The following is an 11,757-nucleotide window of genomic DNA, read 5'->3' on the forward strand; positions in this document are numbered from 1 at the left end:
ATTTATGGATTTACAAATATTTACTGCATAAGAGATTGCCTTTATAAGGAGTCGACCTAATGCATATCCAATGCATTTCCCGGATATTTTTTATGTGAAAAATGCATATCGACTTGCGCCAGTTACGACACTTCATCGCCCTCGCCGAACAACGCAGCTTCGTCGCTGGCGCGCAGGTGGTGAACCTGTCGCAGTCGGCGTTCAGCCGCAGCATTCAGGCGCTGGAACACAGCGTCGGCTGTCAGTTGGTCGATCGCGGCCGCAAGGACCTGCCGCCGACCAAACAAGGCCAGGTGCTGCTCGAACATGCGCGACGGCTGGTCAGTGGCGCGCAGCAAATGGCCAACGAGATCAGCCAGTTCAATGGCCTGGAGGCCGGCGAGCTGCGTTTCGGCTGTGGGCCGGCGCCGGCAGCCGGATTGATCCCGCGAGCGATCGGCGCATTCATCGGGCGTTACCCGAAGGCGCGGGTGCAGTTTCAGGTCGATGACTGGCAGAGCCTGAGCAAACGCCTGCTCAGTGAAGAGTTCGAATTCTTCGTCGCCGACACTCGACACTTCGAGGCCGATCCGGATTACCTCACCCATCGATTGCGTCCGCGCAAATGGCATTTCTGTTGTCGTGCCGGGCATCCGCTGGCCACTGTTGAACGGGTCACCGCCGAGCAACTGATGAGTTATCCACTGGCGGTGAGCATCCGTCCGCCGAACCTGCGCAAGGTGATCGTCGACCTCAGCGGCCGCCCGGATTTCACACCCAATGTGGAATGCGAAAACAGCTCGAGCCTGCTCAGTGTGGTACTGCGTTCGGAGGCGATCGGGATTGTTGGAGCGTACTCCGATGCGCTGCATCAGGCCAAGGGTGAGCTGGTGTGTTTGAAGATCGAGGGCCTGGCCGATGATCTGGAGGAGCTGTACACCCGCTACGGGATTGTCAGCCGCGCAGGGTATCGGTTGTCGCCGTTGGCGGAAGCGATGATTGAGCAGATCAAGGCGATTGATGTGGTGAAGGAAGAGATGTGTTCGCTGGAGAATTTTGCGGTCTGATCAACCGCTATCGCGAGCAGGCTCACTCCTACCATGGATCGCATTCCAATTGTAGGAGTGCGCCTGCTCGCGATAGCGTCAGCCCAGGCGCCGATGCATCCACTGCATAAAACCCATTCCCCAAATGCACTTGCCGAACACCCCCGCCGAAAGCGAAAACCCTCACCTGTCTCTCTGACCGGTGAACCCCATGTCCAAGCCGCCAAAACCCGTGCGCAACGTGCTGTACATCATGTGCGATCAGCTGCGTCGCGATTACCTGTCCTGCTACGGCCACCCGCATCTGCACACGCCGAACATCGATCGCCTGGCCGCCGCCGGCGTGCGCTTCAGCCGCGCCTACACCCAGGGCACGATCTGCGGGCCGTCGCGCATGTCGGCCTACACCGGGCGTTACGTCAGCAGCCATCAAGTGGCGTGGAACGCCGTGCCGCTGCCGCTGGAAGAACTGACCATCGGCGACTATCTGCGCCCCCACCGCATCCGCACCGCGCTGGTCGGCAAGACCCACGCCACGGCCAATGTCGATGCCCTGCAGCGCCTGGCGATCAACCCGGACAGCGCGCAAGCCGAGGTGCTCAACGAGGTCGGCTTCGAACCGTACTTTCGCCACGACGGGATCTTTCCCGACGACCCGCTGTTCGACGACAAACGCGAATCCGCGCCCTACACCCATTACCTGCGCGAGCAGGGTTTCGACGGCCGCAACCCCTGGCACGACTGGGCTAACGCCGCCGAAGGCGAGAACGGGGAAATCCTCAGCGGCTGGCAGATGCGTCATGCGCATTTGCCAGCACGAATTCCCGAGCAATTTTCAGAGACTGTCTACACTACAAATCGAGCCATCGACTTCATCGGTGAGCAAGGTGACAAATCCTGGTGTTTGCACCTGTCCTACATCAAACCGCACTGGCCCTACATCGTACCGGCGCCATACCACACCCTGTACAGTACGAAATCGATTCTCGAACCGGTCCGCGCGACGCCCTCCGAAGCCAGTAAACACCCCGTATACACGGCGTTTCGCCAGCACGAGGAAAGCCTCAACTTCTCCCGTGATTCAGTACGATTGAATGTAATCCCCACCTACATGGGCCTGATCAAGCAAGTGGATGATCAGCTCGGGCGGCTGTTCGATTTTCTGCAGAGCAACGGTCGTTGGGAGGACACGTTGATCGTGTTCACCAGCGATCACGGCGACTTTCTCGGCGATCACTGGCTGGGCGAGAAGGAGTTTTTGCTGGAGCAAGCGGTGGGCGTGCCACTGATCGTGCGCGACCCGCGCGCGGCGGCGGACATCACCCGTGGCACGGTGGATGAGCGCCTGACAGAAACCATCGACGCATTGCCGACGTTTCTGCAGGCACTGGGCTTGCCGGGGGCCGAGCATCGGCTGGAGGGACGCTCGCTGATCCCGCTGTTGCACGGTGAAAATCCTGACTGGCGCCACTATGCAATCAGCGAATACGACTACGCCTTCCAGGCCCCGGCACGCGAGCGACTTGGGCAGCCGATCGACCGTTGCCGCATGACCATGGTGCGCAGCGAGCGCTGGAAATACCTGGCGTACGACGGCTTCCGGCCGCAGTTGTTTGACTTGTTGAATGATCCGCAGGAACTGCGCGATTTGGGTGAAGATCCGGCGTACGCGGCAGTGCGCGAGGAACACGCGGGGTATTTGTTTGAATGGCTGCGCGGGTTGAAGCGGCGGACCACGATCAGTCATCAGGAGATTGATGTGCGCGGGCAGCGGTTTCGATATGGAGAGCCGGAGACCGAGAAGGTCGTTCAAATCGGCGTCTGGTGAAGAAAAAGGCTTCGCGAGCGGGCTCGCTCCCACATTTGGAATGCATTCCCCTGTGAGCGAGCCTGCTCGCGAAGAGGCCCGATCAGACGCCGACGAGCTCGGCACCTTTAATCGTCTGACTACGTTGCCCCGAAGCCCCCACCGGCACCTCCCCCTTGAGCGTCACCCGGCGCACGATGCGGTCCTGAGTGCCGTAATCATCAATCGCATAGTGCTGGGTCGAACGGTTATCCCAGATCGCCACGTCACCCGCCTTCCAGCGCCAGCGCACAGTATTTTCCTGACGAATCACATGGCTCTGCAACAGGCCGAACAGGTGTGCCGAATCAGCCTGCGAATAGCCCTTGATGCGCTTGACGAAATGCCCCAGCAGCAAGCTCTTCTCGCCACTGATCGGATGCACGCGCACCACCGGGTGCTCGGTCTCGTAGACCGTCGAGGTGAAGACCTTGCGATAGCGCTCGAGCTTTTCCGCCGAGACGTCCGGCTTGGCCCCGGCGTAGTCGTATTCATTGCTGTGCACGGCGACCAGTTTGTCCGCCAACTCGCGCAGCTCCGTCGGCAGTTCGTTGTACGCGGTCGCGGTGTTGGCCCACAGGGTGTCACCACCGAAGGCCGGGGCCACCACCGAGCGCAGGATCGAGGCTTTCGGGTAGGCGTCGACGAAGGTCACGTCGGTGTGCCAGGAGTTGGCGCGCTGGCCCTCGGCACCGTCCAGTTCCAGCAGATAACGTGTGCCCTCACGCACCGGCACGGTCGGATGCGCCACGGGTTCACCGAGCAGATGCGCGAAGGCTTCCTGACGCTGATCGTCGAGTTGAGTCTGCTCGCGGAAGAATACGACCTTGTACTGGATCAGCGCCTGCTGGATGGCTTCGACCGTGGCGGCGTCCAGTTCACCGGACAGGTGCACACCACGAATCTCGGCGCCGATACGACCGGCCACCGGATGGATTTCCAGCACGTGGACAGCGGGTTTTACAGCGAGTGCGGCATTGCTCATGGGTAGACCCTCATCGACTGCTTGCGGTTGGACGGCAGCGAAACATCGCTCTATCTATATTCCATTTACATCTAATAGATATTCACATGCTTCGTTGACGGAATAAGAGCTTGCATTTAAAACCTCAAGCAACCCTCGTCGCAAATGCCTTCGAGCTATTTTTAGGATGCCGGAAAAGCATATGGATCTTCGCCAGTTGCGTTACTTCATCGCCCTCAACGAACACCGCAGTTTTGTCCGCGCGGCGGACGCGATGGGCATCACCCAGCCGGCATTCAGCCGCAGCATTCAAGGGCTGGAGCAAGAGTTCGGCTGCGTGCTGGTGGATCGTGGCAACAAGGATCTGCGCCCCACGCCCGAGGGCCAGGTGGTGCTGCAACACGCCCTGACCCTGGTCCAGGGCGCGGCGCTGCTCAGTGCCGAGGTGACGCAGATGACCAAGCTCGATGCCGGTGAACTGCACTTCGGTTGCGGCCCGGCGCCAGCGGTGAAACTGGTGCCGGATGCGGTGGCGCAATTCATCAACGCGCACCCGAAAGTGCGCACCTGTTTTCAGGTGGATAACTGGGAAAAACTCAGCCGTGCGCTGAGCCGCGAAGAGATCGAATTCTTCATCGCTGACATTCGCCATTTCGAGGCCGATCCGAACTTTCAGACCCAGGCGCTGACGCCCAAGCGCGGGGTGTTTTTCTGCCGCCCGGGGCACCCGTTGCTGGCCAAGGAAAGCCTCTCGACCAACGACATGTTCGACTACCCGCTGGCGACCACACTGATCCCGCCGGGGATCCGCAAACTGCTGGCGAACCTCAGTGGCCGGATCGATTTTTCGCCGACCATCGAGACCGAGCATTTCCCGGCGCTGGTGAAGGTCGTGCTGCAATCGAATGCGATTGGCGTGGGCACGGAAGAGGCGTTCGTCGAGGACATTGCCCAGGGTTCGCTGGCGCTGCTGCACTGGCGCAACCTGCCGCAGAATCTGGAGAGCATGAACGCGCGCTGCGGGATTGTCAGTCGTACCGGATTCAGGCTGTCGCCGGCGGCGCGGGCGATGATCGAGACGTTGGTGGCGGTGGATAAACAGGAAGTCAGCATGGTCGTTTGAAGATCAAAAGATCGCAGCCTTCGGCAGCGCCTACATCAATCTATGCAGGCGCAGCCGAAAGCTGCGATCTTTTGCTTTTAAAGCTTGGCCGCCGCCAGCTCAGGCGCCACCCAATCGCTGACCTTGAACGGCTTGCGAATCAGCTTCTGCTGCGCCGCCAGGTCCACCGAGTCCTGCAATTTGCCGAGGAACACCGGGTCCAGCGTCGACGGGAACACTTCGCTGAGTTTCTGATCCTGCAGGTCCTGCGACAGGATCACCGGTGGATAACTCGCCAGCCCCGACACCAGTTGCACGTAAGCGTCCTTGTTGCTGTCCTGGGTCAACCACTCCACCGCCTGCTGCTGCGCCTTGAGCAGTTTCGCCACGACCTCCGGATGCCCGTCGACAAACTTGCCGGCGCCCACCAGCACCGATTGCACGCTGCCGGCACCGCCCAGGTCCTTGGTGTTCAGCGGCAATTCCGCCAGCCCCTTGGCTTTCAGCGCCGTCAGCCCTGAACTGCCCCACGACGCGTCGATCTGTTTGGCCGCCAGTGCCGCGACCGCCCCACTGAAGTCGAGGTTGATCACTTTCAGATCCTTCTCGCTCAAACCCTGACTGGCCAGCGCCGCGTCAAACGACAACTGCGTGGCGGTGCCACGGAAGATCGCCACGCGCTTGCCCTTGAGGTCCTGCAAGGTCTTGATCCCCGAGCCCGGCACCACGCCCAGATACTGCTTCACCCCGCGCGCACTGGCGCTGAGCAAACGCGTGTCGAGGCCATTGGACTTGCCGATGATCGCCGCCAGATCGCCCAGATACGCCAGATCGACCTGACCGTTGGCAAACGCTTCATTGATCACCGGCCCGGCGCCTTTGAAGAAGCTCCATTGAATCTTGATGCCCTGATCAGCGAAGGCCTTTTCGAAGATCTGCCGATCCCGCAGCACGTCCACCACACCGCCACCGCTGTGCTGGGTGCCAGCGCTCAGGTCTGGCACAGCGATCCTGATTTCCTTGAGTTCGTCAGCGTGCGCGGTAAAGGCCAGCAGCCCCGCCAGCGCCGGGATGGTCAACAGGCTGAAGACACGTTTGAAGGGAAAGTTCATGGGTACGGCTCCTTGATCACGACAGGCGTTGAGGAGCCGAAAGTAGGCCGAAGCGTGACCTTCACTTAAATACTATAAATGCACATTTTTATAGCTTTTAACGCTAAACAAGCAACGGCGCGGCTTGCAGCGGCATATGCATTAACAGCATCGAAAATATTCTTCGAATGCATTGGATGCGCGTCGGGCTGGAGGCCTTAAATGGCGCTGCTTATCTCCAAATCTAATTTTTAGCACAGCGCTTATAACTTATTGTTTTTAGCTAATGCCGCTAAAGATCGCAGCCTTCGGCCGCTCCTATCGAGTGAATTCACGGACGCATCCCCCTGTAGGAGCTGCCGAAGGCTGCGATCTTTTGATCTTGATCCCGATCCAACCCGACAACGGAGGTCACTCATGGCCCGTCATTCCCCGCTCAGCCTGCCGCTGCCCGCGCCGCCACTCAAAAGTCGACGGGCGTGGCCAAGCCTGAACCGACGCCTGTTGCCCTGGCTGTTGCCGATCAGCCTGTTTGCCCTGTGGTGGCTGGCTGCGCGCAATCAATGGATGAGCGAACAGATCCTGCCGGCGCCATCGCTGGTGTGGAACAGCGCTGTCGAGTTGTCCCAGGGTGAGTTGTGGAGTCACCTGTGGATCAGCCTGCAACGCCTGCTCTGGGGTTTGCTGGCAGGAATATCCGCTGGCGCAGTTCTGGGTGCCACGCTGGGTTTCAGCCGACGGCTCGAACGGCTGATCTTTCCAACGTTCGCCGGTCTCGCACAAGTGCCGACACTGGCGTGGATTCCGCTGTTCATGGTGTTTTTCGGCATCGGCGAAGTGCTGAAACTGGTGGTGCTGATCAAGGCCATCGTGGTCCCGGTGACCCTGCACACGCTGGTCGGCGTCCGTGATGCGCAACCGAAACTGCGCGAGGCCGCCGCCGTATTGCGCCTGCCGCCCTACTTGCTGATCCGCCGCCTGGTGCTGCCCGCCGCGCTTCCGGCGTTCATGGCCGGCGTGCGCCTGGCCCTGGCCGCAGGCTGGACTTCGTTGCTGGCGGTGGAGTTGCTGGCGTCCAGCGAAGGCATCGGTTACCTGATGGTCTGGGCGCGACAGCTGTTCATGCTCGACATCGTGTTTGTGTGCATCGTGGTCATCGGCCTGCTCGGCGTGGCGATGGATCGCGGCATCGGCTTGCTCGACCGCAAACTGGTGCACTGGCCGCACCCGGCCACCGCAGAAATCCGCCGTGGCCTGCGTTATGAAGGCTGGCAACGTCTGCAACCATGGCTGTTGCCGCTGGCCCTGCTCGGCGTCTGGCAAGTGGCGAGCGATCAGCAGTGGATCGACGCGAACATCCTGGTCAGCCCGCTGGCGGTGCTGGAAACGACCACGAACGGTCTGCTCGACGGCACGCTGATCAGCGGCATGGCCTTGAGCCTCGGCCGCACTGTGGGCGGTTTGTTGCTCGGTGGCGGACTCGGTTTCGCCCTCGGCCTGCTGCTGGGCCTGTCGCGCACCAGCGAACGGCTGCTCGGCCCGACCCTCGCAGCACTGCGGCAGATTGCGATTTTTGCCTGGGTGCCGCTGCTCACCGCGTGGTTCGGATTGGGTGAATTGTCGAAGTGGGTATTCGTCGCCCTCGCCGCGTTCTTCCCACTGTTCATCGCCACCCAACGCAGCGTCGCCAACCTCTCGCCACAACTCAATGAAGCCGCGCAAGTGCTGCGCCTGAGCCTCGGCCAACGCCTGCGTCGCCTGGTGCTGCCGGGTGCGGCACCGGGGATTTTTGCCGGGCTGCGCCTAAGCCTGATCTACGCCTGGCTCGGCACCATCGGCGCCGAATACTTCATGCCGTCCAACGGCGGCATCGGCAGCCAGATGATCGGCGCGCAACAGCTGCTGCGCATGGACCTGATCATGGCCGGGATGCTGTTGGTCGGCCTCACCGGCGCCCTGCTCAACCTCATCGGCCAACGCCTGGAAATTCGCGCCACTCGCTGGAGACACGCATGAACGCACCGATTGTCAGCTTCACCCACGTAGGCAAATCCTTCGACGTCGACGGTTTCGAACTGGAGGCGATTCGCGAATTCAACCTGGACATCGCCGAGGGCGAATTCGTCGCCATCGTCGGCTCCAGCGGCTGTGGCAAATCCACCTTGCTGCGCTTGCTGGTGGGCCTCGACACGCATTTTCGCGGGCAGATTACGGTGGACGGCAAAGCCGTCAGCGGCATCGGCGGCGAGCGCGGCATCGTGTTTCAGGAGCACCGTTTGTTTCCGTGGCTGACGGTGGCCGACAACATCGGCCTGGGCCTGGTCAACGAGCCACTGAGCGCCGCCGAAAAGCAGCAACGCATCAACGATTTCATCGAACTGGTCGGCCTGCGCGACTTCACCCGCGCCTATCCACACCAGCTCTCGGGCGGCATGGCGCAGCGCGTGGCGATTGCTCGCGGCCTCGTCGCCAGTCCGCGCATTCTGCTGCTCGACGAACCCTTCGGCGCGCTCGACGCACTGACCCGTCAACAAATGCAGGACGAGCTGCTGGCGATTCGTGACCGGGCGAAAATCACCACGATTCTGGTCACCCACGACGTCGAGGAAGCGATCTTTCTGGCCGACCGCGTGGTGGTGATGGAGCCGCGTCCGGGACGAATCAAGCAGGTGGTCGACATTGCGCTGCCGCATCCGCGCCAGCGCAGCAGTTTCGACTTCCATCAGTTGCGTGAAGAGCTGCTGCACGAGTTGACCAGTGACGACCATTACCAACCGAGCGTGCCGGTGCAGATCCGCGATCTGCCGTTGTCGTTCATTGCCTGCTGAGAGGAGCTGTATCGATGCCGCAACGTCCCAACTTTCTGGTGATTCTGGCCGACGATCTCGGCTTCTCCGACCTCGGCGCCTTTGGTGGTGAAATCGCCACGCCGAACCTTGATGCACTGGCCAATAACGGCTTGCGCCTGACTGATTTCCACACCGCGCCGACCTGTTCGCCCACCCGTTCGATGTTGTTGACCGGCACCGATCACCACATCGCCGGCATCGGCACCATGGCAGAAACCCTGACCCCGGAGCTGATCGGCAAACCGGGTTACGAGGGCTACTTGAATGATCGCGTGGTCGCCCTGCCCGAACTGCTGCGCGAGGCCGGTTACCAGACGTTGATGAGCGGCAAATGGCACCTGGGTCTGAAGGCCGAACAGGCGCCGCAGGCCCGTGGTTTCGAGCGTTCGTTCTCGTTGCTGCCGGGGGCAGCCAACCACTACGGTTTCGAGCCGACCTACGATGAACACACCCCGGGCCTGCTGAAATCGACCCCGGCGCTGTACATCGAAGACGACACATTCCTCGACGAATTGCCCAAGGATTTTTACTCGTCCGACGCCTTCGGCGACAAGCTGCTGCAGTACCTCAAGGAGCGCGACCAGAGCCGGCCGTTCTTCGCCTATCTGCCCTTCTCCGCACCGCACTGGCCGTTGCAGGCGCCGGCTGACATCGTCGAAAAATACCGTGGGCGCTACGACGCCGGTCCCGAAGTATTGCGCCTGGAGCGTCTGGAAAAACTCAAGGCGCTGGGCCTGATCGAAGTGGACGTCGAACCGCACCCGCTGATCCAGCTGAGCGCACAGTGGGACGCGCTGAGCGCTGAACAAAAGCAGATTTCCGCGCGGGCGATGGAGGTCTATGCGGCGATGGTTGAACGCATGGACTGGAACATCGGCCGGGTGGTCGATTACCTGCGTCAGCAAGGGCAACTCGACAATACCTTCATCCTGTTCATGTCCGACAACGGTGCCGAGGGTGCGCTGCTCGAAGCGTTCCCGAAATTTGGCCCAGAGCTGATGACCTATCTGAACCAGCACTACGACAACAGCCTGGACAACATTGGCCGGGCCAATTCCTACGTCTGGTACGGGCCCAACTGGGCGCAGGTGGCGACCGCGCCATCACGGCTGTTCAAGGCCTTTACCACCGAGGGCGGGATTCGTGTGCCGGCGCTGCTTCACTACTCGCAATTGCCGATCAAAGGGCAGATCAGCCATGGTTTTGGCACGGTGATGGACATCACCCCGACCATCCTCGATCTGGCCGGCGTGCGCCACCCGGGCAAGCAATGGCACGGCAAACCGGTGGCGCCGCTGCGCGGTAAATCATGGCTGGGCTTCTTGTCTGGCGAGACGGCGCAGGTGCATGACGAACACACCGTCACTGGTTGGGAGTTGTTCGGGCGGCGGGCGATTCGCCAAGGGTCGTGGAAAGCGGTGTGGATCCCCGGGCCGGTGGGGCCGGCGACCTGGCAGCTTTATGATCTGGCGAGTGATCCGGGGGAGATTCATGATCTGGCGTTGAGTCGGCCTGACAAGCTCAGCGCGTTGATCGGTCACTGGCAGAAATATGTGGAGGAGACCGGGGTGATTCTCAGTGCTTCGCCGTTTCAGCCGGATTGAGGTTGCCTGACAAACCGCTTTCGCGAGCAGGCTCACTCCCACAGTTGGAATGCGTCCCCCTGTAGGAGTGAGCCTGCTCGCAATGAGGTCCTTTGCAACAACAGATCAAGCCCGGGCAGTACGCACCTCTTCCTGCACCACCTCATCCTTGCGAACAAACCGGTTCGCCCGCCCAAACGTGCCGAAATCATTGAATCGCACGCCCATCTCGCGCATCACCTTGTGCGCCACCGGCACGGTCATCTGGCGAATGTAGAACGGCTCTTTCACCACGAAATGGTGAATCCCGTGGCTGCTGCCGAAGTTGAAGCAGAACGCCTGCAACGGCCACAACCACCACGGATTCAGCACCTGGCATTGCTGCAGCACATTGCCGGGCTCGACGTCACCGTAGTAATGCATGTTCGAACTGATGAAGTGCAGGCAAAACGTGCGCAGCACGTTCGGGCCGATGATCACCACCGCCGCGATGTCGATCACCTGCATGACCGACAGCGTGGTCGCCGACCATTCAATCGGCGAACCCATGAGGTAGGCGATGCCATTCGCCGCATGAAAGCCGAGAAACACGTACCACGCCCCCCAATGCACCAGCGCCAGCGGCGCGTAGACCTTCAGGCTACGTTTGATGATGCTGACTTTGTGCGCCCAGGTTTTCGCCCGCAGCATACGGATGAACGCCGACATCACGTTATCGCCAACCATCAACAGCCGCGCAAAGCCCCACGGCTCGCCGTTGGTGATCGCGCGCTCTTCCATGTCGGTTTCGGTGCCGGAGACCTTGTGATGGTTGAGGTGCAGATGCCGACGGATCCACGGGTTGATCGTGCTCGGCCGCGCCAGCCACACCAGTCCCATCATCAAGTTGTGCGACACGCGCTGCTTGCGGAAATACATGCTGTGGATCAGGTCGTGCTCCAGCTCATGGGTCAACGAGGCGAAAAAAGCGTTGAGCAGCAGGCACACCCACCATGCCATGTGACCGCTGATGTACAGCGCCGCCGAGCCGATCATCCCGGCCAACGCGAACGCCAGGATTCCCGCGCCCAGCGCATCCTGATGCTGGAGAATCGGATAGCGCTCACGCAGTTCGACGCCTTTGGCCAGCACCACTTCGCGAATATGCGCTGATCGCTGAGCAGCATTGTGTCGCTGGGGACTTGCAGAAGTACGGTCCATGCTTCCATCCTCTGGTTATCGATGCTCGCATCCTGCCCTGTGCGGTTGCAGAACACGCTAGCCGAGCACGCCAACCTGTTGACCGGAAGCGCCAATC

Annotated in this window: 9 protein-coding genes; 6 read left to right on the plus strand and 3 right to left on the minus strand. The window is 60.9% G+C overall.

What is annotated here, in order from left to right; genetic code table 11:
• The first annotated feature begins 101 nt into the window (after window positions 1-101).
• Together NN484_RS26380 and NN484_RS26385 are read left to right on the plus strand one after the other, a co-directional pair.
• Complete coding sequence (locus NN484_RS26380; RefSeq protein WP_274658297.1) at window positions 102-1,046, plus strand: LysR family transcriptional regulator; 945 nt, start codon at window positions 102-104, stop codon at window positions 1,044-1,046.
• A gap of 190 nt (window positions 1,047-1,236) precedes the next feature.
• Window positions 1,237-2,853: an alkaline phosphatase family protein gene (locus tag NN484_RS26385; protein WP_274658298.1), complete on the plus strand. Its 1,617-nt coding sequence runs from the start codon at window positions 1,237-1,239 to the stop codon at window positions 2,851-2,853.
• A gap of 82 nt (window positions 2,854-2,935) precedes the next feature.
• On the opposite strand, the gene NN484_RS26390 is transcribed toward NN484_RS26385, so the two are convergent.
• Entirely contained in the window at window positions 2,936-3,856 is a 921-nt protein-coding gene (locus NN484_RS26390; protein ID WP_274658299.1) for a TauD/TfdA dioxygenase family protein, read from the minus strand.
• Window positions 3,857-4,037: 181 nt separating this feature from the next.
• Between NN484_RS26390 and NN484_RS26395 the strand changes: the two genes are divergently transcribed.
• A complete protein-coding gene (locus tag NN484_RS26395; protein ID WP_127648478.1) occupies window positions 4,038-4,958 on the plus strand; it encodes a LysR family transcriptional regulator in 921 nt (306 codons plus the stop codon).
• Window positions 4,959-5,035: 77 nt separating this feature from the next.
• Here the strand turns inward: NN484_RS26395 and NN484_RS26400 are convergent, their stop codons facing one another.
• Window positions 5,036-6,049, minus strand: coding sequence for an ABC transporter substrate-binding protein (locus NN484_RS26400; RefSeq protein ID WP_274658300.1), 1,014 nt, complete (start codon window positions 6,047-6,049; stop codon window positions 5,036-5,038).
• Between the two features lie 396 nt (window positions 6,050-6,445).
• Between NN484_RS26400 and NN484_RS26405 the strand changes: the two genes are divergently transcribed.
• From NN484_RS26405 to NN484_RS26415, 3 genes are read left to right on the plus strand one after another with little or no spacing between them, the layout of a single operon-like run.
• Window positions 6,446-8,044, plus strand: coding sequence for an ABC transporter permease (locus NN484_RS26405; protein WP_274658301.1), 1,599 nt, complete (start codon window positions 6,446-6,448; stop codon window positions 8,042-8,044).
• Window positions 8,041-8,856, plus strand: a complete 816-nt coding sequence (locus tag NN484_RS26410; protein ID WP_215501147.1) for an ABC transporter ATP-binding protein — start codon at window positions 8,041-8,043, stop codon at window positions 8,854-8,856. Before NN484_RS26405 ends, NN484_RS26410 begins: the two co-directional genes overlap by 4 nt.
• 14 nt (window positions 8,857-8,870) lie before the next feature.
• On the plus strand, window positions 8,871-10,481 hold the full coding sequence (locus tag NN484_RS26415) for an arylsulfatase (RefSeq protein WP_127648474.1): 1,611 nt from the start codon (window positions 8,871-8,873) through the stop codon (window positions 10,479-10,481).
• A 105-nt stretch (window positions 10,482-10,586) separates the two neighbouring features.
• Here the strand turns inward: NN484_RS26415 and NN484_RS26420 are convergent, their stop codons facing one another.
• The gene (locus NN484_RS26420; RefSeq protein WP_274658302.1) at window positions 10,587-11,660 is read right to left on the minus strand and encodes a fatty acid desaturase; all 1,074 of its coding nucleotides are present in this window, start codon (window positions 11,658-11,660) and stop codon (window positions 10,587-10,589) included.
• Between the last annotated feature and the right edge of the window lie 97 nt (window positions 11,661-11,757).

Origin of the sequence: Pseudomonas serboccidentalis (assembly GCF_028830055.1) — a bacterium.
In the GTDB taxonomy this organism is placed as follows: Bacteria; Pseudomonadota; Gammaproteobacteria; order Pseudomonadales; family Pseudomonadaceae; genus Aquipseudomonas; species Aquipseudomonas serboccidentalis.